Origin of the sequence: Geodermatophilus aquaeductus (genome assembly GCF_900182545.1) — a bacterium.
Lineage (GTDB): Bacteria > Actinomycetota > Actinomycetes > Mycobacteriales > Geodermatophilaceae > Geodermatophilus > Geodermatophilus aquaeductus.
Window position 1 is genome coordinate 570,801 of sequence record NZ_FXTJ01000002.1, and the last position, 21,614, is coordinate 592,414.

Annotated in this window: 31 protein-coding genes and 1 tRNA gene; 14 read left to right on the plus strand and 18 right to left on the minus strand. The window is 76.1% G+C overall.

Translation table 11 applies throughout. The annotated features are described in order from the left end of the window. Positions 1-23 precede the first annotated feature (23 nt). Positions 24-1,544 (plus strand): carboxyl transferase domain-containing protein, encoded by a 1,521-nt coding sequence (locus FN207_RS07830; RefSeq protein ID WP_142457789.1) that lies wholly within the window; start codon positions 24-26, stop codon positions 1,542-1,544. A gap of 96 nt (positions 1,545-1,640) precedes the next feature. Here FN207_RS07830 and FN207_RS07835 read toward each other — a convergent pair whose 3' ends face one another. Beyond that, positions 1,641-2,681, minus strand: coding sequence for an LLM class flavin-dependent oxidoreductase (locus FN207_RS07835; protein WP_246065861.1), 1,041 nt, complete (start codon positions 2,679-2,681; stop codon positions 1,641-1,643). Positions 2,682-2,716: 35 nt separating this feature from the next. On the opposite strand from FN207_RS07835, the gene FN207_RS07840 reads away from it, so the two are divergent. Beyond that, entirely contained in the window at positions 2,717-3,085 is a 369-nt protein-coding gene (locus tag FN207_RS07840; protein WP_142457791.1) for a DUF1801 domain-containing protein, read from the plus strand. Here FN207_RS07840 and FN207_RS07845 read toward each other — a convergent pair. Further along, a complete protein-coding gene (locus FN207_RS07845) occupies positions 3,082-3,573 on the minus strand; it encodes a MarR family winged helix-turn-helix transcriptional regulator (protein WP_142457792.1) in 492 nt (163 codons plus the stop codon). The two genes, FN207_RS07840 and FN207_RS07845, sit on opposite strands and share 4 nt — an antisense overlap. Before the next feature lie 215 nt (positions 3,574-3,788). Here FN207_RS07845 and FN207_RS07850 point away from each other — a divergent pair, with 215 nt between their 5' ends. After that, entirely contained in the window at positions 3,789-5,066 is a 1,278-nt protein-coding gene (locus FN207_RS07850; RefSeq protein ID WP_142457794.1) for an aminotransferase class I/II-fold pyridoxal phosphate-dependent enzyme, read from the plus strand. Between the two features lie 15 nt (positions 5,067-5,081). Here the strand turns inward: FN207_RS07850 and FN207_RS07855 are convergent, their stop codons facing one another. Both FN207_RS07855 and FN207_RS07860 read right to left on the minus strand, forming a co-directional pair. Further along, positions 5,082-5,711 (minus strand): MBL fold metallo-hydrolase, encoded by a 630-nt coding sequence (locus tag FN207_RS07855; protein WP_246065862.1) that lies wholly within the window; start codon positions 5,709-5,711, stop codon positions 5,082-5,084. A gap of 11 nt (positions 5,712-5,722) precedes the next feature. Continuing rightward, positions 5,723-6,754: a class I SAM-dependent methyltransferase gene (locus tag FN207_RS07860; protein ID WP_142457795.1), complete on the minus strand. Its 1,032-nt coding sequence runs from the start codon at positions 6,752-6,754 to the stop codon at positions 5,723-5,725. 249 nt (positions 6,755-7,003) lie between these two features. On the opposite strand from FN207_RS07860, the gene FN207_RS07865 reads away from it, so the two are divergent. The 3 genes from FN207_RS07865 to mscL all read left to right on the plus strand — a co-directional run bounded on the left by FN207_RS07865 (position 7,004) and on the right by mscL (position 8,450). Then, the gene (locus tag FN207_RS07865) at positions 7,004-7,345 is read left to right on the plus strand and encodes an FmdB family zinc ribbon protein (RefSeq protein WP_142457797.1); all 342 of its coding nucleotides are present in this window, start codon (positions 7,004-7,006) and stop codon (positions 7,343-7,345) included. Between the two features lie 85 nt (positions 7,346-7,430). After that, on the plus strand, positions 7,431-8,042 hold the full coding sequence (cpaB, locus tag FN207_RS07870) for a Flp pilus assembly protein CpaB (RefSeq protein ID WP_142457799.1): 612 nt from the start codon (positions 7,431-7,433) through the stop codon (positions 8,040-8,042). A gap of 12 nt (positions 8,043-8,054) precedes the next feature. After that, the gene (mscL, locus tag FN207_RS07875; RefSeq protein ID WP_142457800.1) at positions 8,055-8,450 is read left to right on the plus strand and encodes a large conductance mechanosensitive channel protein MscL; all 396 of its coding nucleotides are present in this window, start codon (positions 8,055-8,057) and stop codon (positions 8,448-8,450) included. On the opposite strand, the gene FN207_RS07880 is transcribed toward mscL, so the two are convergent. Next, the gene (locus tag FN207_RS07880) at positions 8,447-9,145 is read right to left on the minus strand and encodes a YbaK/EbsC family protein (protein ID WP_142457802.1); all 699 of its coding nucleotides are present in this window, start codon (positions 9,143-9,145) and stop codon (positions 8,447-8,449) included. The genes mscL and FN207_RS07880 overlap by 4 nt on opposite strands. A gap of 90 nt (positions 9,146-9,235) precedes the next feature. On the opposite strand from FN207_RS07880, the gene FN207_RS07885 reads away from it, so the two are divergent. Both FN207_RS07885 and FN207_RS07890 read left to right on the plus strand, forming a co-directional pair. Then, positions 9,236-9,595, plus strand: a complete 360-nt coding sequence (locus tag FN207_RS07885) for a VOC family protein (protein ID WP_185938242.1) — start codon at positions 9,236-9,238, stop codon at positions 9,593-9,595. Then, a complete protein-coding gene (locus FN207_RS07890) occupies positions 9,592-10,008 on the plus strand; it encodes a PaaI family thioesterase (RefSeq protein ID WP_221888093.1) in 417 nt (138 codons plus the stop codon). The genes FN207_RS07885 and FN207_RS07890 overlap by 4 nt, the downstream gene beginning before the upstream one ends. A gap of 37 nt (positions 10,009-10,045) precedes the next feature. Here the strand turns inward: FN207_RS07890 and FN207_RS07895 are convergent, their stop codons facing one another. The 4 genes from FN207_RS07895 to FN207_RS07910 are packed head-to-tail and all read right to left on the minus strand — an operon-like array spanning position 10,046 to position 12,669. Beyond that, positions 10,046-11,008 carry an MSMEG_6728 family protein gene (locus FN207_RS07895; RefSeq protein WP_142457806.1) on the minus strand — a complete coding sequence of 321 codons (963 nt, stop codon included), beginning with the start codon at positions 11,006-11,008 and terminating at the stop codon, positions 10,046-10,048. A 31-nt stretch (positions 11,009-11,039) separates the two neighbouring features. Then, positions 11,040-11,339, minus strand: coding sequence for a biopolymer transporter Tol (locus FN207_RS07900; RefSeq protein WP_142457808.1), 300 nt, complete (start codon positions 11,337-11,339; stop codon positions 11,040-11,042). Continuing rightward, positions 11,336-12,190, minus strand: a complete 855-nt coding sequence (locus FN207_RS07905) for an NAD-dependent protein deacetylase (RefSeq protein WP_142457810.1) — start codon at positions 12,188-12,190, stop codon at positions 11,336-11,338. The genes FN207_RS07900 and FN207_RS07905 overlap by 4 nt, the downstream gene beginning before the upstream one ends. Positions 12,191-12,231: 41 nt before the next feature. Next, the gene (locus tag FN207_RS07910) at positions 12,232-12,669 is read right to left on the minus strand and encodes an SRPBCC family protein (protein ID WP_142457812.1); all 438 of its coding nucleotides are present in this window, start codon (positions 12,667-12,669) and stop codon (positions 12,232-12,234) included. 75 nt (positions 12,670-12,744) lie between these two features. Between FN207_RS07910 and FN207_RS07915 the strand changes: the two genes are divergently transcribed. Further along, positions 12,745-13,629: an alpha/beta fold hydrolase gene (locus tag FN207_RS07915; RefSeq protein WP_221888094.1), complete on the plus strand. Its 885-nt coding sequence runs from the start codon at positions 12,745-12,747 to the stop codon at positions 13,627-13,629. On the opposite strand, the gene FN207_RS07920 is transcribed toward FN207_RS07915, so the two are convergent. Beyond that, positions 13,565-13,885: a hypothetical protein gene (locus FN207_RS07920; protein WP_142457814.1), complete on the minus strand. Its 321-nt coding sequence runs from the start codon at positions 13,883-13,885 to the stop codon at positions 13,565-13,567. The genes FN207_RS07915 and FN207_RS07920 overlap by 65 nt on opposite strands. Before the next feature lie 95 nt (positions 13,886-13,980). Between FN207_RS07920 and FN207_RS07925 the strand changes: the two genes are divergently transcribed. Beyond that, positions 13,981-14,056: transfer RNA gene (locus FN207_RS07925), tRNA-Arg, on the plus strand. A gap of 26 nt (positions 14,057-14,082) precedes the next feature. On the opposite strand, the gene FN207_RS26200 is transcribed toward FN207_RS07925, so the two are convergent. From FN207_RS26200 to FN207_RS07955, 7 genes are all read right to left on the minus strand, one after another. Further along, positions 14,083-14,232, minus strand: coding sequence for a hypothetical protein (locus FN207_RS26200; protein WP_185938243.1), 150 nt, complete (start codon positions 14,230-14,232; stop codon positions 14,083-14,085). Between the two features lie 190 nt (positions 14,233-14,422). Then, a complete protein-coding gene (locus tag FN207_RS07930) occupies positions 14,423-14,857 on the minus strand; it encodes an SRPBCC family protein (RefSeq protein WP_142457815.1) in 435 nt (144 codons plus the stop codon). A gap of 1 nt (position 14,858) precedes the next feature. Next, positions 14,859-15,341 carry an SRPBCC family protein gene (locus tag FN207_RS07935; protein WP_142457817.1) on the minus strand — a complete coding sequence of 161 codons (483 nt, stop codon included), beginning with the start codon at positions 15,339-15,341 and terminating at the stop codon, positions 14,859-14,861. Continuing rightward, positions 15,338-15,760: an ArsR/SmtB family transcription factor gene (locus tag FN207_RS07940; RefSeq protein WP_246065863.1), complete on the minus strand. Its 423-nt coding sequence runs from the start codon at positions 15,758-15,760 to the stop codon at positions 15,338-15,340. The genes FN207_RS07935 and FN207_RS07940 overlap by 4 nt, the downstream gene beginning before the upstream one ends. 39 nt (positions 15,761-15,799) lie before the next feature. Continuing rightward, positions 15,800-16,531: a dienelactone hydrolase family protein gene (locus FN207_RS07945; RefSeq protein WP_142457819.1), complete on the minus strand. Its 732-nt coding sequence runs from the start codon at positions 16,529-16,531 to the stop codon at positions 15,800-15,802. A 186-nt stretch (positions 16,532-16,717) separates the two neighbouring features. Beyond that, positions 16,718-17,389 (minus strand): enoyl-CoA hydratase-related protein, encoded by a 672-nt coding sequence (locus FN207_RS07950; RefSeq protein WP_142457821.1) that lies wholly within the window; start codon positions 17,387-17,389, stop codon positions 16,718-16,720. Positions 17,390-17,419: 30 nt separating this feature from the next. Beyond that, positions 17,420-18,028 (minus strand): TetR/AcrR family transcriptional regulator, encoded by a 609-nt coding sequence (locus FN207_RS07955; protein ID WP_221888095.1) that lies wholly within the window; start codon positions 18,026-18,028, stop codon positions 17,420-17,422. A gap of 82 nt (positions 18,029-18,110) precedes the next feature. On the opposite strand from FN207_RS07955, the gene FN207_RS07960 reads away from it, so the two are divergent. From FN207_RS07960 to FN207_RS07975, 4 genes are all read left to right on the plus strand, one after another. Then, positions 18,111-18,407, plus strand: a complete 297-nt coding sequence (locus tag FN207_RS07960; protein WP_142457825.1) for a hypothetical protein — start codon at positions 18,111-18,113, stop codon at positions 18,405-18,407. Positions 18,408-18,595: 188 nt separating this feature from the next. After that, on the plus strand, positions 18,596-18,916 hold the full coding sequence (locus FN207_RS07965; RefSeq protein WP_142457827.1) for a GNAT family N-acetyltransferase: 321 nt from the start codon (positions 18,596-18,598) through the stop codon (positions 18,914-18,916). 45 nt (positions 18,917-18,961) lie between these two features. Beyond that, positions 18,962-20,335, plus strand: a complete 1,374-nt coding sequence (locus FN207_RS07970) for a cryptochrome/photolyase family protein (protein WP_142457828.1) — start codon at positions 18,962-18,964, stop codon at positions 20,333-20,335. Next, positions 20,328-21,137 carry an Fpg/Nei family DNA glycosylase gene (locus tag FN207_RS07975; RefSeq protein WP_142457830.1) on the plus strand — a complete coding sequence of 270 codons (810 nt, stop codon included), beginning with the start codon at positions 20,328-20,330 and terminating at the stop codon, positions 21,135-21,137. Before FN207_RS07970 ends, FN207_RS07975 begins: the two co-directional genes overlap by 8 nt. Before the next feature lie 99 nt (positions 21,138-21,236). On the opposite strand, the gene FN207_RS07980 is transcribed toward FN207_RS07975, so the two are convergent. Then, positions 21,237-21,545, minus strand: a complete 309-nt coding sequence (locus FN207_RS07980; protein WP_142457832.1) for a putative quinol monooxygenase — start codon at positions 21,543-21,545, stop codon at positions 21,237-21,239. Positions 21,546-21,614: the final 69 nt, after the last annotated feature.

Genomic DNA, 21,614 nt, shown 5'->3' on the forward strand with positions numbered 1-21,614 from the left:
ACGAGCGCCAGCGAGGAGGCCGCGTGAGCCGGCGGCTCGACGCCCGGACGCTGCGCGACCTCGTCCTCGACCCCGGCTCCTGGACCAGCTGGGACGCCCCGGTCGGCCCGCGCGACGTCGCCCCGGACTACGCCGCCGACCTGCGCGCCGCGGCCGAGCGCAGCCGGCAGGACGAGGCCGTCGTCACCGGTGAGGGCACGCTGCGTGGCCGGCGGGTGGCCGTCGTCGCCGGGGAGTTCGGCTTCCTGGCCGGCTCGATCGGGGTGGCGACGGCGGAGCGGCTGGTGTCGGCCGTGGAGCGGGCCACCGACGAGGGGTTGCCGCTGCTGGCCGCGCCGGTGTCGGGCGGCACCCGCATGCAGGAGGGCACGGTCGCCTTCCTGCAGATGATCGGCATCACCGCCGCGATCGCCCGGCACAAGGCCGCGGGCCTGCCCTACCTGGTCTACCTGCGCGACCCCACCTTCGGCGGCGTGCTCGCCTCGTGGGGGTCGACCGGGCACGTGACGATCGCCGAGCCCGGCGCCGCGGTCGGCTTCCTCGGCCCGCGGGTGTACGAGGCGCTCTACGGCGAGCCGTTCCCGGCGGGCGTGCAGACCTCCGACCACCTCGCCGAGCTCGGGCTCATCGACGCCGTCGTGCCGCACGAGGACGTCGCCGACCTCGCCGACCGGGCCCTGTCGGTGCTCTCGGCCCGGCGGACGTGGCACGTCGACGTCCGCGACGCCGAGCGGCCCCGCCCCGACGACGGCACCGAGACCGACGACCCCGAGGACGGCCGCAGCGCGTGGGACGTCGTCACCTCCTCGCGGCGGCGCGACCGGCCGGGCGTGCGGCGGCTGCTGCGGACGGCGGCCACCGACGTCGTCGGACTGTCGGGCACCGGCGCCGGCGAGAAGGACCCGGGCCTGCTGCTGGCGCTGGCCCGCTTCGGCGGCGCGCCGTGCGTCGTCCTCGGGCAGGACCGGCGCGGGCAGTCGATGTCGGCGCCGCTGGGCCCGGCGGCGCTGCGCGAGGCCCGGCGCGGGATGCGCCTGGCCGCCGAGCTGCACCTGCCGCTGGTCACGCTCATCGACACCCCGGGCGCGGCGCTGTCGGTCGAGGCCGAGGAGGGCGGGCTGGCCGCGGAGATCGCCCGCTGCCTGGAGGACCTGGTGACGCTCAGGGCGCCGACGCTGGCGGTGCTGCTGGGCCAGGGCACCGGCGGCGGGGCGTTGGCGCTGGTCCCGGCCGACCGGGTGCTGGCCGCGGCGAACGGCTGGCTGGGTCCGCTGCCGCCGGAGGGCGCCTCGGCGATCGTGCACCGCACCACCGACCGGGCGGCGGAGATGGCCGCCGCGCAGGGCGTGCGGGCCACCGACCTGTGGCGGGCCGGGATCGTCGACCGCGTGGTGCCCGAGCGGCCCGACGCCGCCGACGAGCCGGTCGAGTTCTGCCGCCGGCTGGGGCGGGTGCTCGGCGAGGAGCTGGCCGGGCTGCTCGGCCGCGACGACGCCGAGCGGCACCGCAGCCGGCTGCACCGCTACCGCCGCCTGGGGCGCTGACGGCCCGCAGCACGATCAGGTGACCTGATCGTGCTGCGTCCTGGCTCAGTGTCGACGGTGAGCCAGGACGCGCGGTGGTGAGCCAGGACCGGCGGCTCAGGCCGCGGCGACCGCCGGCGCCAGACCCCACGCGGCGGCGACGAGCTCGAGGCTGCGCACCCGCTCGGCCACCCCGTGGGTGGAGGCCGACAGCATCAGCTCGTCGGCGCCGGTGGCGGCGGCCAGCTCGCGCAGCCGGTCGGCGACCTGCGGCGGGTCCCCGACGACGGCGTTGCCCGGCATCCCCTCGGCGGCCGCCCGCTCGGGGTCGACCTGCGCCTCCTCGAGGCTGGGCACGGGGCGCAGCCGGTTGGTGCGGATGGCCAGGCGCATGAGCTGGCCGGGCAGCGCGAGCCGGCGGGCCTCGTCCTCGGTGTCGGCGGCGAGCACGTTCGCCGTCACGACCGTCCAGGGCCGCTGGAGCACCGGGGAGGGGCGGAAGGACTCCCGGTACAGCTCGACGGCGGCCTGCACGTTCGGCCCGCCGAAGTGGTGGGCGAAGGCGAAGGGCAGCCCGAGCGCCCCGGCGAGCTGGGCGGAGAAGCCGCTGGAGCCCAGCAGCACGACCTCCGGCGCCGACGTCGGGGCCGGCGTGGCGGAGAAGTGCTCGGCCAGCCCGCCCTCGACCCGCCGGTCGCCGAGCAACCCGAGCAGGTCGAGGAGGTGCTGCGGGAAGTCGTCGGCGCTGAGCGCCGCGGGGTCGCGGCGCAGCGCGATCGCGGTGTGCGCGTCGGTGCCGGGCGCGCGGCCGATGCCGAGGTCGATCCGGCCCGGGTGCAGGGCCTCGAGCAGGGCGAACTGCTCGGCGACGACGAGCGGGGCGTGGTTGGGCAGCATGACGCCGCCCGAGCCGACGCGGATGCGGTCGGTCACCGCGGCCAGGTGCGCGATGAGCACCGGCGGGTTGGTGCTGGCCACCGCCGGCATGTTGTGGTGCTCGGCCACCCAGATGCGGGTGTAGCCGAGCCGGTCGGCGGCCTGCGCCACGCGGGTCGTAGCGGCGAGGGCGTCGGCGGTGGACTGCCCCGTGCCGACCGTGGCCAGCTCGAGGACGGACAGCGGCAGGGGCGCGGACTCGGACATCATCAGCGGCAACACCGCCGGGACCTCCCCGGCTTCCCGGAGGAGGACCCGTGCGCGATCCCGGCGTCGACACCCTGCTGGCCGGCTCGGACCATGCGATGGTCCCGGCCGTGCAGCGGCTGCGGACCGCGCTGCTCGACGACGTCGACGGGCTCTCCGAGCACGTGAAGTGGCGCTCCCCGACGTTCCTCCACGGCGGCGCGGACCGGCTGACGGTGGACCTGTCGCGGGCCGGCCGGGCGGTGCTGGTGTTCCACCGCGGGGCGCGGGTGCGCGCGGACTTCACCTTCGCCGACCCCACCGGCCTGATGGGGTGGCGCGGGCCCGACCGCGCGCTGGTCACCTACACCGACGCCACGGCCCTCGACGCCGCCGTCCCGGTGCTGACCGGGCTGGTCCGGGACTGGGTGCGGGCCTAGGGGACGTCCCCGCCGTGGGCGACCCGGCGGCTGCTGTCGGGGTCGAGCGCCTCGACGACGGTCTCGAGGACCTCGCGCAGCGCCTCGGTCTGCTCGGCGGTCAGCGGGTCGAACAGCGCGGCGCGGACGGCGTCGACGTGCCCGGGCGCCACGCTGCGGACGAGGTCCCAGCCGGCGTCGGTGAGCACGGCGAGGTTGCCGCGGCCGTCCTCGGCCGAGCGCTCCCGGCGCACCCAGCCGCGGTCCTCCAGCCGCGCGACGGTGTGCGAGAGCCGGCTCTGCGACTGGTTGGCCCGCCGCGCCAGGTCGCTCATCCGGCGGCTGCGGCCGGGCGCCTCGGACAGCATCGCCAGGACGACGTAGGCGGCGTGGGAGAGGCCGGCGTCGCGCTGGAGCTGGGCGTCGAGCTCGCGCGGGAGCAGCTCGGCCAGGGTCAGCCAGGCCCGCCAGGCCCGCTGCTGCGTGTCGTCCAGCCAGCGCGCGGTCACGCGGCGACGGTACCGGCGCGTCGTCACCCCGATGCGCTGTCTGCCACCTGACCTGGTGGTACGCACTGTGAGCGGCCGACCACCGCGTGACACCCGTCGGGGGGACGGGTGACACCCGCCAGGACTGTGAGCTGATCCACCGTTGACGCTCCGTCACCGGCGACTGAGGGTGTCCAGCGGCCGGATCGACCGGCCGACCAGCGAACGGAGACCTCGTGCCCCACGGCAACACGCCCGCCCCCACTCCCCCCGGCGGCCGGCGCGACGCCTTCGCTCCCCTGCTCGACAACCCCCTCGCCGCCCTCTTCCGCGAGCACGACCGCGCGGGCGTGGCCACGCACGGCGTCCCCACCGGCGGAGCCCCCGAGCCGATCACCGTCTACGACGACGGCGTCCCGCGGGTGAACCTGGGCAGCAACAACTACCTCGGCCTCGCCGGCGACCCGCGGGTCGTGGAGGCCGCCGTCGACGCCGTCCGCCGGTTCGGCACGAGCACCTCGGGCAGCCGCGTCCTCAACGGCACCACCCGGCTGCACCTGCAGCTGGAGGAGGAGCTGGCCGACCACTACGGCGTCGAGGCGGCGGTGCTGACCTCCTCGGGCGTCAACGCCAACGTCGCGCTGCTCTCCACCGCGGGCGGCCCCGGCGACGCGCTGCTGGTCGACGCGCACGCCCACGCCAGCGTGCACGCCGGGGCGGCCGCCAGCCGCGGCACCGTCGTGCGGTTCCGGCACAACAGCCTCGAGTCGCTGGCGCAGCGGCTGGACCGGCTCGACCCGCGGGCCGGCGCGGTCGTCGTCGTCGACGGGGTCTACTCGATGACCGGCGAGACCGCGCCGCTGGCCGGGCTCGCCGACCTGTGCGCCGCGTACGGCGCGCGCCTGGTGGTCGACGAGGCGCACGGCCTCGGCGTGCTCGGCGAGCGGGGCCGCGGCGCGGCCGAGCACTGCGGCGTCCTCGACCGGGTCGACGCCGTGACGCTCGCCTTCAGCAAGTCGCTGGCCAGCGTCGGCGGTGCGGTGCTGACGTCGCGGGCGGTGGCCGACGGCATCCGCGCCAGCGCCATGCCCTACGTCTTCAGCGCCGCCAACGAGCCGGCCGGCGTCGGCGCGGCCCTCGCGGCGCTGCGCATCCTCCGCGCGGAGCCCGAGCGCCGCGACCGGCTGCGCGAGAACGGCGCCCGGCTGCGCGTCGAGCTCTCGGTGGCCGGCACCCCGCCCCTGTCCGGCAGCGGCGCGGTCATCGCCGTCCCGACCGGCAGCGAGGAGGCGACCGCCGCGGCGTGGCGGGCCGCCTACGAGTCCGGCGTCTACTGCAATGCGGTCGCCTACCCGGCCGTGCCGCGCGGGCAGGGGGTGCTGCGGCTGTCGGTGATGGCCACGCACACCGCCGAGCAGCTGCAGGCGGCCGCGGGCTCGGTGGCCGCGGCGGTCCGGTCGACCCGGGACGCGCAGGTGTCCGAGGAGGTCAGCGGGCGGCTCGCCGTCGCCTGACCGGCGCGGCCCCCGTCAGCGCGGGGTCGAGGCCTGCGGGCGGAACGGCGCGCCGTGGCCGGGGACGACGAGGGTGGCCAGGCCGAGCACGCGCTCGCGCTGCTGCCGCAGCTGCTCGCGGTCGGGGGCGTACGGGTCGTCGGCGGGGCCCTCGCCGGTCCACCACAGGTGGGTCAGCGCCACGACGTCGTCGGGCGTGCCCACCAGCGTCGTCACGTCCTGCGGGGTGTGCCCGGGCGTGGCCAGCAGCCGCACCGACGGCGTCAACTCGACCCCGTCGGCCGGACGGCGGATGAAGACGTCACCCTCGATGACCGACTGGAAGTCGTGCACCGGCACCACCGGGAACAGCGCGATGTTCACGGTGTGGTCGAGGTGGTGGTGGCTGACGACGACGTCGGTGACGTCCCCGGGTGCGACGCCGAGGTCGCGCAGCGGGCGCAGCAGCAGGTCGCGGTCGGCCACCATCCCCGGGTCGACGACGACCACCCGCCCGGCGTCGCGGACGAGGGTCACCGTGCCGGCGACGTTCGGCAGCCGGGCGTACCCCTCGACGAGGACGTCGACGCGGGCGGTGCGGGCGAGGTCGGCCATGAGCGCGACCGTAGGGCGGCCGCGGTCCTCCCGCAGGAGGGCGACCCGCACGGACCACGTCCTCAGCGGATCGCCGTCACCGCGGTGAGCGCAGCGCCGGCGGGACCGATCCGCTCCGGCGGGTCCGGCTGCAGGCCCGCCTCGCGGATCTGCCCGAGCAGCAGGTCGACGGCGGGCAGCTCCATGCGGCCCTCCTGCGCCCGCAACAGCAGGTCCAGGTGCCGGCTGAACAACTGCGGCCTCGCCACGGTGGTGACGACCACGAGGGCGCCACCGGGCGCCAGCAGACGGGCGACCGCGCTCAGCAACTCCACCCGCTCGTCGAGCGGCACGTAGTAGACGACATTGGCGAGCAGGGCCAGGTCGATGCGGTCGGTGAGGGCGCCGGGGCGACCGGCGGCGAGCACCGTCCGGATGTCGACCGCCTCGACACCGGCCCGGTCGGCCAGGCCCCGCTCGCTCAGGGTGCGCCGGGCCAGCGCCGCGGCGTCGGGGTCGACGTCCACACCGATGCCGGTGGCGTCCGGAGCGGCCTCGAGCATCGCCGCGAGGTGGAGGCCGGCACCGCATCCGATGTCGAGCACCCGGCGCGGCCGGCGCTCGCGGACCGTCCGGGTGAGCAGATCGTGGAGCAGCGGCTCCAGGACGGCGGAGAGCCGGGCGATGACCCCGGCCTGCTCCTCGACGTCACGGCGTCGCGGGCCGCCGGAGAGCAGCGGTCGCAGCTCCCGGTAGAGCCCGGTGTGGTAGCCGCCGAAGCCCTCGTAGACGGCCCGCACCCGGTCGTCATCGACGACCGCTCGACCGGCCCTGGTGAGCGCCCACGAGCCCTCGCCCGTGATGAACCCCGCCGCCGCCAGCACGCGGAGGTAGGCCGCCAGCAGGTCGGGATCGGGCACACCCAGGCGGTCGGCCAGTGCGGCGGTGCTGACCGGCCCCCCGACGAGCGCGTCGAGCACCCCGAGCTCGGCGGCCGCCGCGACCACCTGCAGGCGGACCGCCGCCTGCCCGTCCCGCGCCGCCCGCAGCAGCGCGCGGAGGTTCCCGCTGCGCAGCACCTCGGCCAGCACTCCCGGGTTGGGCATCCTCGCCATCGAGCACCCCCTCGGCGAAGGGCGACGGTAACGCACCCCGACCGCCCGGTCCGCGGTCCTGCCGGACCAGCTGCAGCCGGCATCCCGGCACCGCGATCGCACGCCCGATCCCCGCGATGGTGACACTCGGCAACACACGTGGACGCCGGGCCCGGGCCTGGCGCATGATTGGCAGTCGAGGTCCCCGAGTGCCAGCCTCCGCCGGCGCCCGGCCCCGCCCCACCCCCGCTCGACCAGGAGTGCCACACCGTGCCCACGTACCAGTACGTCTGCACCAACCCCGAGGGCAAGCACCACTTCGAGGTGGTGCAGTCCTTCACCGACGCGGCCGTGGCCGAGTGCCCGACCTGCGGCGCCCCGGTGCGCAAGGTCTACGGCTCGGTCGGTGTGGTCTTCAAGGGCTCGGGCTTCTACCGCACCGACAGCCGCTCCAGTTCCTCGGCGAGCGAGACGGCGACGAGCACCTCGTCCTCCTCGGACTCGACGCCCGCGAGCACGTCCTCGTCGTCGTCGTCGTCGTCGTCGAAGGAGTCCTCGAGCAGCTCGTCGTCGTCCTCCTCGGGCGGCGGCAGCAAGGCCGCCGGCAGCTGAGCCCGGGCCGTCCACAGCCGGACGGCCGCTCCACAACCGCTGCGCCCCGGGTCCCCGGGGGCCGCGCGGCGGTGAACCTGGGCCGGTGGTCCGCCTCCGCCGCCCCCGCTCCCCCGCCACCCTGCTGCGCCGGTGCCTCGCGGCGGCGCTCGCCGTGGGCGCCCTCGTGCTGGCCCTGCGCCCGCCGCCGGCACCTGCGACGCCACCGCCTCCCGGCACGCCGGTCGTCACCGCCGCCGCCGACCTGACGGCGGGCACCGTGCTCACACCCGACCTGCTGCGGACCGTCGAGCTGCCGCCCGCGGCGGTCCCCGCCGGCGCCGCCGCCGACCCGGCGTCGCTGGAGGGCCGGGTGCTCGCCGCGCCGCTGCGGGCCGGCGAGCCGGTCACCGACGTCCGGCTGCTCGGCCCGGGCCTGACGGCGCTGCTCCCGCCCGGGCAGGTCGCCGCGCCGGTTCGGCTGGCCGACCTCGCCGTCGCCGGGCTGGCCGCCGCCGGGGACCGGGTCGACGTGCTCGCCACCGCGCCCGGCGCGGCCCGCGCCGAGGTCGTCGCCTCCGCCGCGCTGGTCCTGGCCGCGCTCCCGGACGACGGCGGCGGACTGCTCGTGCTGGCCGTCGACGAGGCCACCGCCGCCACTCTGGCCGCTGCGGCCACCACCGCCACGCTGACGTTGAGCCTGCCCGGGTCGCCGTGAGGGGATGGCCGGGTGCTCAGGGGCTTCAAGGACTTCGTACTGCGCGGCAACGTCGTGGAGCTGGCCGTCGCGGTCGTCATCGGCGCGGCGTTCACCGCGGTCGTCGACGCGTTCACCGACTCGTTCCTCACCCCGCTGATCGGCCTGGTGACCGGCGGCGGCGGGATGGGCGGCGAGTTCACCGTCGACGGCGAGACGTTCACCTACGGCGCGTTCGTCAGCCAGGTGGTCACCTTCGTGCTGACCGCGGCGGTCGTGTACTTCCTCGTGGTGCTGCCGATGACGCGGCTTGCCGAGCGTCGCCGCCGCGGCGCGGAGGCCGGGCCGGCGGCGCCCACGCAGGTCGAGCTGCTCGCCGAGATCCGCGACCTGCTGCGCGCCGAGCAGGCCGGCACGCGGGCTCCCTAGTCGCTGCCCCAGTGCGGCGGGCGGTCCTCGAGGTAGCGCCGGTCGGGGTCGGGCTCGTCGGGCCGCTCGCCCCAGCCGACGTCGCGGTCGTCGGGCGCCCGCTCCGCCGCCAGTACCGGCGCCGGGTCGGGGGCCTCGGTGATCGGCACGCCGAGCCCGTGGAGCACCTCGGCCGTCGGCAGCGCGGCCAGGACGGACCCGGGCACCGCGATCTTCGCCCCCCGCGTCCCCGAGCCGACGACGACGAGGTCGGCGGCGGCCACCGCGGCCTCGACCAGAACCGGCCAGGACGCCGGCAGGCCGATCGGGGTGATCCCGCCGTAGGCCATCCCGGTCTCGGCGACGGCGACGTCCTGCGGCGCGAACGACGCCTTGCGGGCGCCCAGGTGCCGGCGGACGAGTCCGTTGACGTCGGCGCGGGTGGTGGCCAGGACCAGGCAGGCGACCAGCGTGGTCTGCCCGGCCCGGCGGGCGGCCACGACGACGCAGTTGGCCGAGGCCTCGGGCGGCACGCCGTACGCCTCGGTGAACGCGGCGGTGTCGGCCAGCGCGTCGTCCACGGGCGCGACCCACGCCGGACCGCCCAGGGCGGGCAGGGCGGCCGCCACCGGGTCGCCGAGCAGGTCGGGCCGCGCGGCGGCCGGCTCCCAGGTCAGCGAGCCGAGGACGGGGGGCTGGTCGCGGGGGTCCGGCACGCCCGCGATCCTGCCCCGTGGCCGGATCCGCGCGATCGTCGGCCCGATCCCCGGCGGTGCCGCGGGCCGGTGCCGGTCAGGATGAGGGCCATGATCGGTCAGTTGCACTCCGTCGTGGTGGACGCGCCGGACGCACACGCGCTCGCCACCTTCTACGCCGAGCTGCTGGGGCTGGAGGTGAGCAAGGGCGGCCCCGGCGACGACTGGGTCGTGGTCAGCGGCCAGGGTCACCGGCTGGCGTTCCAGCAGGCACCGGACCTCGTGCCGCCGGACTGGCCCGACCCGCAGCGCCCGCAGCAGTTCCACCTCGACGTCTACGTCGCCGACATCGACGAGGCCGAGCCGGAGGTGCTCGCCCTCGGCGCCCGGAAGCTGCCCGGCGGCGGGGGCGACTTCCGCGTGTACGCCGACCCGGTGGGCCACCCCTTCTGCCTGGTGTGGGACGCGTGAGCGCCGAGCTGCCCGGCGTGGACCGGTCCTCCAGCAGCGCGTTCGTCGCCGCCACCGGCTTCGACGTCGGCGAGGTCAGCGGCACCCGGGTCACCGGCACCGTCGAGCTCGGCCCCGACCAGCACACCCCGTGGGGCGTCGTCCACGGCGGCGTCTACTGCGCGGTCATCGAGTCCGCGGCCTCGATCGGTGCCAGCGCGGCCGTGGCCGACCGCGGCCAGTTCGCCGTCGGGGTGAACAACAGCACCGACTTCCTGCGGCCGGTCACCGCCGGCCGGGTCGACGTCGTGGCGGAGCCGATCCAGCAGGGCCGCACCCTGCAGTTGTGGCTGGTGCAGCTGACCCGCGAGGACGGCAAGCTCGTCGCCCGCGGCCAGGTGCGCCTGCAGAACGTGCCGATGCCCGGGTCGTGAGCGGTGGGGGGGCGCCGTGGCCGCACCGCGGCGCCCCTCAGACGAGCGGCAGCGCGGGCTCCCGGTAGGTGGTGCCGGCCAGCGACGGCGGCAGCACGTCGGGGTCGATGACGACGGAGAACAGGGCGCGCGGGTCCTGCAGCGTGGCAGGCGGGCGGGCCGCCGCGCGGGGCACCACGTGGTCCCAGCGGGCCGGGCGCCGGTGCGGCAGGAGCTCGCGGCCGTCGAAGAGGTAGTCGCCGAGCACCTCGCCGACCAGCAGGCCGGCGCCGTGCTCGATGGGCAGGGCCACGGGGTCGCCCGGGCGGATGTCGTCGAGGAACGTCGAGAGCTGGCGCAGGTCCTTGCTGGGCCGCCGTCCCGAGATCTCCTTCGCCAGCGCCCGCAGCTCGGCCGGCGACAGGCCCGTGGCGTCGACGTCGACGCCCGACTGGGTGCCGAGGCCGACGACGCCGGCGGCCAGGCAGGCGCCGAGCTCGTTGTGCGCCCGCGGCCGGACCACCCACACCCGCGTGCCCTCGGGCTCGGGAGCCGGCGCGACCTCGTCGGGACCGGGCCAGATGTAGGGCAGGTCGTCGGGCTCGCTGCCGAACAGCGGCTGGAACAGCGGCCGGTAGAAGCCGGGGTCCTTGGCCAGCAGGTTCGACCGGTGCGACAGGTGCAGCGCGTCGTCGCCCACCCAGGAGGGCAGCAGGCCCGCGCGGGCGAGCTCGTCCTGGGAGGCGCCCTCCACGTCGGGGGCGAACTCGGCGATGAGCGTGTGCGTGCTGTCGGCGAACCCGCGCTCGCGCCAGACCTCCACCATCGCCAGGCCGTAGACCACCAGCGCCGCCGTCCGCCCGCGCCACATGTGCACGACCGGGTGCGAGGCCCAGCCGTAGTCGGGCAGCTCGAGCGCGCGCAGCACCTGCAGCGTCTCCACGCGCTGCTTGCCCAGCCGCGGCGAGTCCAGCAGCCGCGCGCTCTCCTCGAAGTCGGCCACCGGCAGGAAGGTCTGCATCGCGGGGCTTCCTGCCCGGGCCGGCGCCCGGTCAACCGCCGAGGGCCTCCAGCGCCGCCTCCCAGCGGGCGCGGCGGGCGTCGTCGTCCTGGTCCCACCAGGCCGGGCCGCGCTCCCCGAGGCCGGTCTTGGCCAGCTGCACCCGGTCGCGGGCGGCCCGCACCGCCGCGGGGTCGGTGGCGGTGCGCACCGCCGAGCGGGCGGTGCCCAGGTGCGACAGCAGGCGGGCGCGGACGTCGTCGGGCAGCGCCGGGTCGGCCTTCCGCCACCGCCGCCCGTCAACGACGATCCAGCGGCCGTCGTCGGTGTGGGTGACCTCGCGGCGGGTCACGCGCCGCAGCGGCGGGCGAGCTCGGGCAGCAGCTCGCCCAGCGGGGCGTCCACCTTGACGTCGACCTTCGCGTCACCGCGGGTGGGCCCGAGGGTGACCACGCCGACCGGGATGCCGAGCTCGGCGGCGCGCAGCACGAACCGGTAGCCGCTCATGACCGTCAGCGAGGAGCCGAGGACGAGGAGGCTGCCGGCGTCCTCCAGCATGCGGAAGCAGGTGTCCACGCGGTCGCGCGGCACCGTCTCGCCGAAGAAGACGACGTCGGGCTTGAGCGGGCCGCCGCCGCACGCGGTGCAGTCGACCATCACGAAGCCGTCGAGCACCTCGTCGGGCAGCTCGGCGTCCCCGTCGGGGTTCACCTCGGCCACGCGCGGGCCGAAGCCCGGGTTGGCCTCCCGCAGCCGGCGGTGCAGCTCCGCGCGGCCGGCGACGTCGCCGCAGGCCAGGCAGACGGTGCGGTCCAGCCCGCCGTGCAACTCGACGACGTCGCGCGCGCCGGCGGCCTGGTGCAGGCCGTCCACGTTCTGCGTGACGACGCCGCCGAGCAGGCCGGCGCGCTGCAGCCGGGCGACGGCGGAGTGCCCGGCGTTGGGCCGGGCGGCGGCCATCTGCGGCCAGCCGACGTAGCTGCGCGCCCAGTAGCGGTGCCGCCCGCGCGGGTCGCGCCGGAAGGTCTGCCAGGTCATCGGGGTGTGCCGGCGCAGCGAGCCGGTGGCGCCCCGGTAGTCGGGGATGCCGGAGTCCGTGGACAGGCCGGCGCCGGAGAGGACGAGGACGTCGCCGTCGGCGACCAGGTCGGCGAGCTCGTCGAGGCCCGCCGGGCTCGCGACGTCGGGGAGGGCGGCGGTCACCGGGCCATCGTCCTCCGCGACGGCGCGCCGTGCCGCCGCGCTCAGGTGAGCCGCCGCTCCAGCCGGCCGAGCAGGTCGTCGTACACGCGGCGCAGGCCCCGAGGGGCGAAGGTCCGCTCGAAGAAGCCGCCGACGCCGCCGGCGCCGTCCCAGGTGGTGCGCACCCGCACGGTGCTGCTGCCGGAGCCGGCGGGGGTGACGGTCCACGTGGTGACCATCGACGAGCGGGTGTCGCGCTCGACGAGGCTGCCGTCGGGCTCGGTGACCTCGACGTCCTGCTCGCGGACCCGCTTCGACGTCGCGGCGAACCGCCAGTGCACGCGGGTGCCCGAGCCCTGTCCGCCGGCCTCGACCCGGTAGTCGCTGAACTGCTCGGGCAGCACCTCCCGCCGGGTGCCCGAGTAGTCGGCGAGCGCCGCACGGACCCGCTCGGCGGGGGCGCGGACGGTGCGTTCGGCGGTGGCGACGACCTGACCCATGACCCCATCCTCCCCCGGCCGGGACAGTGGCCGACGTCACCGCGGGGACGGCGCCGTGCCGGGTACCGATGGCCGGTGCCCGTCCTCCCCCTCCGTCCACCCCTGTCCGTCGCCCGCTCCGGCCGGGGCGAGCCCCTCGTGCTCCTGCACGGCATGGGCAGCTCCCGGCGCGACTTCGCCGCCGTCGTCCCGGAGCTGTCCGAACGGTTCGACGTCCTGGCGGTGGACCTGCCGGGATCCGGGGCGTCCCCGCACCTGGAGGAGCGCCCGACCGTCGCGGCGATCACCGACGCCGTCGAGCGGACCCTCGGCGCCGAGGGCGTCGGCCGGGTGCACGTGCTGGGCAACTCGCTGGGCGCCCGGATCGCCCTGGAACTGGCCCGCCGGGGCCGCGCGCGGTCGGTGGTCGCCATCGCGCCGTCGGGGCTCAACGTGCTGCCCGAGCGCGCCTTCCAGGGCACCGGGATGGCGGTGGTTCGGGTGGTCATGCGGACGGCGGCCCCGCTGGTGGAGCCGCTGTCCCGCCGGCGGGTCGGCCGCAGCGCCATGCTCGCGCCGCTCAAGGCCCAGCCGTGGTCGACCAGCCACGAGGAGGCGCTCGGCGCCCGCGAGGGGTTCTCCGACGCCCGCGACTACTGGCGCACGCTGCTGTACGCGCTGCTGCTCGACGTGCCGCGCGGCATGGACCGCATCGCCTGCCCCGTGACGCTGGTGCAGGGCGTGGCCGACTGGATCGCCTCGGGGCAGACGGTCCGCTACCTGCCGCTGGTGCCGGGTTCCCGGTTCCGCCCGCTGGTGTGGGCCGGGCACGCGCCGCAGTCGGACCGCCCGCGGACCGTCGTGCGGCTGGTCGAGGAGACCGCGGGCCGCGCCTGCGCCGACGAGGCGCCGGAGGTCAGCGCTGCTCCTCGGCCTCGAGGTATGAGCACCGGAACCGCGCGCCGGACATCGCCTCGGTGAACCGCGCCTCCCAGGCGGGGTCGTCGGCGGAGAAGGCCGCGAAGAGCCGGTCCTCGAGCACGACCTGCGACCCGTCGGCCCCGGGCCGCCAGTGGCGCAGCAGCACCCGCGTCTCGCCGTCGACCTCCGCGTGCGCCGGCGTCCAGTGCGCCGGAGCAGGCACGGCCCGCCGCCCGGCCGACCAGGCGCCGAGACGGGTCACCAGCAGGCCGAGGACCACCAGCAGCAGCACGATCTCCACCACCGCGAGGAGCACGGTCCGACGGTAGCCACCCGGGACGCTCCGCGGGTGCCCGCGAGCCGTCCCGGTAGCCTCGTCCGGCACGCCCCGGTCGGCCTCCGCGCCGACGAGCCCCCGTAGCTCAGGGGATAGAGCATCGGTTTCCTAAACCGTGTGTCGCAGGTTCGAATCCTGCCGGGGGCACCAGCAACACCGCACGAGCGGCGTCCATCTCACCGTCGGACCCGGCGGCGACGACCGACGGTGAGGAACCCGATCGCGACGACCGCGGCAGCGAGGGTGACCACGCGGTCGACGTCGACCGCCGGCTGCCCGGTGACCGTGCCGTTGGTGATCACGATGGCGCCGGCAGGCCACGCCACGACACCGAAGCCGCCGCCCTCGCCGTGCTGATCACGTTCGTCGGCTCCCCATGGCTGGACTCCGATCCTCGGGGGCATGGAGGCGTCGGACGATCGCATGGCGGTGTCCGGCATCATCCCGGTGCCCGCGGCCGTCGATCGGTCGTCGGAGCGGCCCGCGACGCACGTCGGAGCCGGGACGGCCGGTGACCTAGGAGAGAGACTCGAGGCGCTCCTTGAGCCGTGCGAGGTTGGCCGGCATCTCCTTGCGGGCCTCGCGGCGCACGAGTAGTGGCACCAACAGCTTGCCGATGCCGTGCCCGGTGAAGTCCACGGCGATCGCCACGGTGGACCGGTCGGCGCCGAGTGGTTCGACGGTGACGTCGACCGTGGCCCGGATCGGCCCGTCGATGCCGCGCACCGCCCATGCGCGCGGCGGCTCCAGCCGCACGAGGGTGGACGTGCTGGGCCGCTCGGCCCCGCCGATGCGGCGCACCGTCACGCACCGCGCCCCGACCTCGTGACCATCCAGGTGGCCGCTGACCACACCGGCCTGCCACTCGGCGAACCGGGTCGGGTCGGTGGTGTAGGCGAAGACGTCCGCAGCCGGCCGGCCGACCTCAGCGGTCGCGACGATCGGCGGCACGTCAGCGGCCCTCGTCGAACAGGGCGGCGTACCGGTCCAGGTACAGCGGCCAGCCGGCGTCGTCGGCGATGCCGTCGCGGACGGCCTCCCACCCGGGACCGTGCCGGTCGAGGTGGCGGTGCTCGAGCTCCACCCGGGTGCGCTCGGGGGACTCGGGGATGAAGCGGATCTCGACCTCGCTGGCGTTCTCCGGGTCCGGCACCAGCTGCCAGTCCGGTCCGATGTCCCAGCTGAACACCACCCGGTCGTGCGGCTCGTAGGCCAGGATCCGCGCCCAGCGGCACTCGCTGCCGTCCTGGGCGACGTCGACGATGTGCCCGCCGACCCGCGGCTCGAAGACCGTCCTGGCGATGGGCGAGGACATGAGGTTGTGCTCGCGCGGCTTGAAGTCGCCGAAGCCGGCGGTGAACACCTCGAAGGCGCGCTGCTGCGACGCGGGCACGACGAGCCGCTTGCGCACCGCGGCGGTGGCTGTCTGGGTCATGGCTTCTCCGGTCCTGGTGCATCGGTGACGTCCTGCTGCCCGCCGGCGCTCGGTGCGTCGGCAGGTCCGGTGTCGTCGGGGGAAGCGACGGCGTCCTGGTAGCCGGCCAGAGCCCGGTTCCAGTAGGTGTCCAGCTGATCGCGCAGCGCCGCGACGCCGGTGGGGTTCAGCCGGTAGATGCGGCGAGTGCCCGCCGCCTGGTCGGTGACGAGACCTGCTTCCTTCAGCACGCGCAGGTGCTGGCTGACCGCCGGCCGGCTGATCGGCAGATCGTCGGCGAGCTCACCGACCGCTCGCGGCCGCTCTGCGAGACAGGCGACGATCGCCCGTCGGTTCGGATCACCCAGGGCACCCCACGCCTCGTCCGGTTGGTAAGTTGCCACGAACGGTAAGCTGGCACGAACGATCGGAGCCGTCAAGCGCCGCGTGCACCGGCGACACCGGTGACCAGCGCGGCCTCACCTCAGGTGACGGGCGAGGAACCGGTTCCCGGCGTCCCCCTCGAAGTGCGGGACGCCGGTGTGCCCGCCGGTGTTGGCGTGCAGCGTCTTCTCCTGCGAGCCGAGGGCGTCGAACAGGTCCAGGGCCACCTGCCGGTCGTTCCCCTCGTCGTCCCACTGCAGCAGGACCAGCAGCGGGACGGTGACCCGCCGGGCCTCCTCGAACACGGCGCGCGGCACGTAGCTCCCGGCGAAGAGGAGGGCGGCCGCGATGCGCGGCTCGACCAGCGCCAGCCGGACGCCGATGGAGATCACCCCTCCCGCGTAGCCGACCGGGCCGCCGATCCCGGGCAGCGCGAGGAGGGCGTCCAGGGCGGCCCGCCACTCCGGGACCGCCTGCTCGACCAGTGGGAGGACGAGCCGGTCGACGATCCCGTCGTCGACCGGCCGGCCGGCCTCCAGCGCCCGGCGCAGGTCGGCGCGGGCCGCCTCCGCAGCGGCCGATGGTGGCCGGTCGCCGCTCCAGGGGAGCTCGATGGTGGCCGCGGCCCAGCCCTCCGCCACGCAGTGCCGGGCCCGGGCCGCCAGCCGGGGGTACATCCGGCGCAGCCCGCCGGGGTGGCCGAGCAGGACCAGCGGGACGGGCCCGGACGCGGATGCGGGCGTCCACAGGACGCCGGGGATCCCGCCGAGGGTGAAGTCGTGCTCGAGGACGCCGTCGTCGAGGCGTCGTTCGGAGGTGAACTGCACGGTCGTGCCTCTCGGGAGTGCTGGGAACGGCGCTCCCGGACGACCTACCGCCCGACCGTGACCCCCGGGGGGAGCACCCCTGTCATCGCGATCACGGGTACCACCTCCTCGACCTCCGGCACGGCCCCGGGAACGTAGCAGCGGGCACCCGGATCCGCCGACGGCTTTCCGTGGGCACGGGAGAGGTCAGCCGCGCGGGTCGGTCCGGTCGCGCAGCAGGTCGAGGACCGGCGCGTACATGCGGGCCTTGATGGTGGCGAGGGTGGGACCCGCCCTGCCGGCCTGGACGGCGGCGAGGTCCACCGCGGTGGAGCGGACGGCGTCCTCGGCGACGGCGGAGTCGACGATGCCGGCGGCGAGGGCGTCGCCACCGCCGTAGCGGCGGGCGGTGGTCATGGCCTCGTGGGCGGTCTGCGGGGCGAGCCGGGCCTGGATGAGGGCGGACATGGCGCGGGTGAACGGGATGCCGATGTCGGCCTCGGGCAGGCACCAGAAGCCGCGGTCGGCCCGCATGACCCGCAGGTCGTGGGCGAGGGACAGCATCGCCCCAGCGGCGAAGACGTGCCCCTGCAGCGCGGCCACGGTCACCACCGGCAGCGCCAGCACCCGGGCCAGCAGCGCGTGGACGTCGCGGACGTAGTCCTCGTGCCGCTCGGGGTGGGCGCCCAGCCAGTCCAGGTCCAGGCCGTTGGAGAAGAACTTGCCGGTGGCGGCGGTCACCAGGGCGCGCGGCCCGTCGGCACGCTCCACCTCGTCGAGGGCGGCGCCGACCGCGGCCAGCCAGTCGGGGGAGAAACGGTTCTCGGTGTCGCCGAGGTCGAGGACGAAGACGTCGTCGGAACGGTCGAGCGTGGGCACGGGGACTCCTCTTCGGTGGTGGGGACGTGCTCAGGACGGCGGGCCGCAGTCGAGGACGGCGCCGACGGCGGCGGTGAGCCGGGCGCGGGTGTGCGCACGGACGCGGCCGGCGCGGATCTCGCCGAACAGCAGTGCCGCGGGCAGGCGCACCACGCAGGCGGTGACGCCGTCGACCGCGGCGGCGTCCCCGCGGTCCCAGACCGCGTGGGCGAGGTCGCGCAGGGTGGTGGCGAGCGTGGCGTCGAGTGCGCGCAGGTCCTGCGCCACCGCCGGCGCGACGGCCCCGGTGAGCAGGTCGTCCCGCTGCAGGGAGACCAGCAGCCGCGCCGCGCGCAGGTCGTCGTCGGCCAGCCGGGCCGGCGCGTCGGCCGCCGCCTGCACCGCGCGCCGGACGTCGCCGGCGGCCAGCGCCTCGTCCACGGCGGCGCGCTGCAGGGTGAGGAAGGACCGCGCGCGGCGCAGCCAGGCGGCCGCGACAACGGTCTCCAGCGAGCCGAAGGCGTGGTAGACGCTGCCGTTCGAGGCACCGGACCGCTCGGCCAGGGCGCGGATGGTCAGCTGCGCGCGGCCGTGCTCGACGAGGAGGTCCTCGGCGGCGTCCAGGACGGCGTCCGGGGAGTGGACGCGGGGCCGGGGCACGGGCGACCTCCTCCTCCGGCCGGATGGGACCCTCGGAGCGTAGTGGAGCGTTCGCTCTACTACATCCGGGTACCCCGCGGGCATGGCACTGCGCAACGCGGCGGTCGCGGCCGCCGGACAGTGGACCGACCCCGACGACGGGATCCGCTACCCCAGCGGCGAGGTGCACGCCTGGGAGCGGGGGCGCAACGAGACGGCCTGCGGCCTGTCGCTGTCCCGCTCCCGGCTGGCCCGCTTCCCGCACGTGAGCTGGGCCGACGTCCAGCCCGAGTCCGGCCGGCACGCGGAGGAGGTCGCCGCCGTGTGCCGCCGCTGCGCCGCCGCGCTCGGCGCGCGTCGCGACGACCGCGGCTGGACCCGCACGAACCCCCGCCCCTGAGCTTGGTGCCGCTGGCGGCGGTCGCGGGCGTCGTCCTGGCGCTGTGGAGCGGCAACGGCTGACCCGACACGTCCGGCGGACAATCCTTGCAGGAGGAAACCTCCGGGGCTCCGACGCGTTACCGTTCCAGAAGCACGTCGTGCCCCCCGACAACGGCGCCGGGGGAAAGCGGAGGTGGGAACGCAACGATGGAGACCACGGTGGTGGACGTCCCCGAGCGGGGACGGTTCGAGGTGCGGGTCGGCGAGCGTGTCGTCGGGTTGGCCAGCTACCACGTCGAGAACGGGACGATGGCGCTGCCGCACACCGAGGTGGACCCGAGCATGGGCGGCCGCGGTCTCGGCAAGACCCTGGTCAGCGGGGTCCTCGACGCCGCCCGCGAGCGCGGGCTGACCGTCCTGCCCTACTGCTCCTTCGTGCGCCACTACATCGAGCAGCACCCCGAGACGCTCGACCTCGTCGCCGACGAGGACAAGCCGCACTTCGGCCTGGCCACCGCCGACCACTGAGCCTCTGACCTGCGGTCCCCCGCCGCGTTGCCTAGCCTGGCGGGGGTGCCGACAGCCCTGCTCTGGTTCCGCCGCGACCTCCGACTCAGCGACCACCCGGCACTCGTCGCCGCGGTCGAGGCCGCGGGCGGCGACGGCACGGTGGTGCCCGTCTTCGTCGTCGACCCGCGGCTGTGGGAGACGTCAGGCCGGCCACGTCGGGAGTTCCTGCGCGGCTGCCTGGCCGACCTGCGCGAGCAGACCGGCGGGGCGCTGGTCATCCGTTCGGGCGACCCGGTGCGCGTCGTCCCCGACCTCGTGCGCGAGACCGGGGCCGACAGCGTGCACCTGTCCGCCGACGCCGGCGTCTACGGCCGGGCCCGCGACGCGGCGGTCGAGCGGGCGCTGGGCGACGTCCCGTTCGTGCGCACCGGCTCGCCCTACGGCGTCACCCCGGGGCGGCTGACCAAGGACGACGGCACGCCGTTCAAGGTCTACTCCCCCTTCGCCCGCGCCTGGCGCGCCCGCGGGCTGCACGGCCCCGCGCCCCGTCCCGACGACGTCGCGTGGGCGACCGACGTCCGCACCGAGGACCTCCCGCCGGCGCAGGACCTCGACGGCACGGTGCTCCCGCCGGCCGGCGAACGGGCCGGCCTCGACGCCTGGGCGCTGTTCCGCGACCAGCGGCTGCTCGGCTACGCCACCTCGCGCAACACCCCCGGCACCGACGGCACCAGCCGGCTGTCGGCGCACCTGAAGTACGGCACCGTGCACCCCCGGACCCTCCTCGCCGAGGCGCAGCAGCTCGACGGGGACCACGCCGAGGCGGTGGACAAGTTCGTCGGCGAGCTGATCTGGCGCGACTTCTACGCCGACGTCCTGTGGCACCGCCCCGAGACCGCGCGCGAACCGTTCAACCCGCAGATGAGAGCCATGCAGTACGACACCGGCCCGGACGCCGACGAGCACTTCTCGGCCTGGGCCGAGGGCCGCACCGGCTACCCGATCGTGGACGCCGGGATGCGCCAGCTGCACGGCGAGGCCTACGTGCACAACCGGGTGCGGATGGTCGTGGCGTCGTTCCTGTGCAAGGACCTGCACGTCGACTGGCGGCGCGGCGCCCGCTACTTCCTCGACCACCTCGTCGACGGCGACCTGGCCAGCAACCACCACGGCTGGCAGTGGGTGGCCGGCACCGGCACCGACCCCTCGCCGTACTACCGGGTGTTCAACCCGACCCGGCAGGGCCAGCAGTTCGACCCCGACGGCGCCTACGTGCGGCGCTGGGTGCCCGAGCTGCGCGACGTCCCCGACCGGTACGTGCACGAGCCGTGGGCCATGCCGGGCGGGCCACCGGAGGGGTACCCGGCGCCGATCGTCGACCACGCCGAGGAGCGCCAGGTGGCGCTGGCCCGCTACCAGGCGGTGCGCGATGCCTGAGGGGCACACCCTCTACCGGCTGGCCCGGGAGCAGTCGGAGCTGTTCGCCGGGCGCCCGGTGCACGTGACCAGCCCGCAGGGCCGCTTCGCCGCCGGGGCCGCGCTGCTCGACGGCCGTGTGCTCGAGGAGGTCACCAGCTACGGCAAGCACCTGTTCGCCGACTTCGGCGGCGACGTGCTGCACGTGCACCTCGGCCTCTACGGCACCTACAGCGCGGGGGTCGGCGACCCGCCGCCGCCACGCGGGGCGCTGCGCATGCGGTGGGTGGCCGATGGGCCGAAGGGCGAGGGCGTGTGGACCGACCTGCGCGGGGCGACGGCGTGCGACGTCCTCACCCAGCCCGAGGTCGACGCCATCCTCGACCGGCTCGGCCCCGACCCGCTGCGCACCCGCCGCGGCGGGCCGCTCTCCTACGCGAAGGTGGGCCGCAGCCGGACCGCGGTCGGCGCGCTGCTCATGGACCAGTCGGTGCTGGCCGGGGTCGGCAACGTCTACCGCGCCGAGATCCTCTTCCGGCACCGCATCTCGCCGTTCCGACCCGGCCGCGACGTCGGCGCCGAGGAGTGGCAGTCGCTGTGGGACGACCTCGTGGTGCTCCTGCGGGCCGGCGTCCGGATGGGCCGTATCGTGACCACGCACCCGGCCGACCGCTCCCGCCGCTCGGGGGCCGTCCGCCGCGAGGACGCCCACTACGTCTACCGGCGCACCGGCCTGCCCTGCCGGATCTGCGGCACCGAGGTGCGGACCGAGGAGATGGTCGGCCGCAACCTCTACTGGTGCCCCGTCTGCCAGGCCGTCTGAGCGCGGAGCCCGAGGCCCTCGGACGCCGAGATGCGGCTGGTGGCGGTCACCGGCGTCCGATGACCGCCACCAGCCGGATGTCGACGGCGGCCCGTCAGGTCAGAGGGCGCCCTTGGCGGGGTCGCCGGCGGGGTGGGCGGTGAGCACCTGGACGGCGGGGCGCTCGGTGAGCTTGCCCTCGAGCTTGCCCGACAGCGCGGTCAGCGCCTCGGCCTTGCCGTGGGTGGCCAGCGCCTCGGGGCTCTCCCACTGCTCGACCATGATGAGGACGCCGCGGCCCTCGTGCAGGGCGTACCGCTCGCAGCCCGGCTCCTCGTGCACCTTCGGCACCGCCTCGAGCACCGCCTGACGGACCTCGTCGACGTGCTCGGGCTTCGGGGTGATGGTGGCGACGACGACGACGGACACGGGCGGTCCCCTCTGCTGCTGGTCGGTGAGCTCGCCGGGCGTGACCTGGCGCACCAGCGCCCGGCGGGG

Coding starts and splice junctions, on each gene's coding strand:
- FN207_RS07860 (WP_142457795.1), bottom strand. CDS start 6,754: ATGGCGAGGATGCCCAACCCGGGAGTGCTGGCCGAGGTGCTGCGCAGC.
- FN207_RS07885 (WP_185938242.1), top strand. CDS start 9,236: ATGATCGGTCAGTTGCACTCCGTCGTGGTGGACGCGCCGGACGCACAC.
- FN207_RS07895 (WP_142457806.1), bottom strand. CDS start 11,008: ATGCAGACCTTCCTGCCGGTGGCCGACTTCGAGGAGAGCGCGCGGCTG.
- FN207_RS07910 (WP_142457812.1), bottom strand. CDS start 12,669: ATGGGTCAGGTCGTCGCCACCGCCGAACGCACCGTCCGCGCCCCCGCC.
- FN207_RS07935 (WP_142457817.1), bottom strand. CDS start 15,341: ATGACCCAGACAGCCACCGCCGCGGTGCGCAAGCGGCTCGTCGTGCCC.
- FN207_RS07960 (WP_142457825.1), top strand. CDS start 18,111: ATGGCACTGCGCAACGCGGCGGTCGCGGCCGCCGGACAGTGGACCGAC.
- FN207_RS07965 (WP_142457827.1), top strand. CDS start 18,596: ATGGAGACCACGGTGGTGGACGTCCCCGAGCGGGGACGGTTCGAGGTG.
- FN207_RS07975 (WP_142457830.1), top strand. CDS start 20,328: ATGCCTGAGGGGCACACCCTCTACCGGCTGGCCCGGGAGCAGTCGGAG.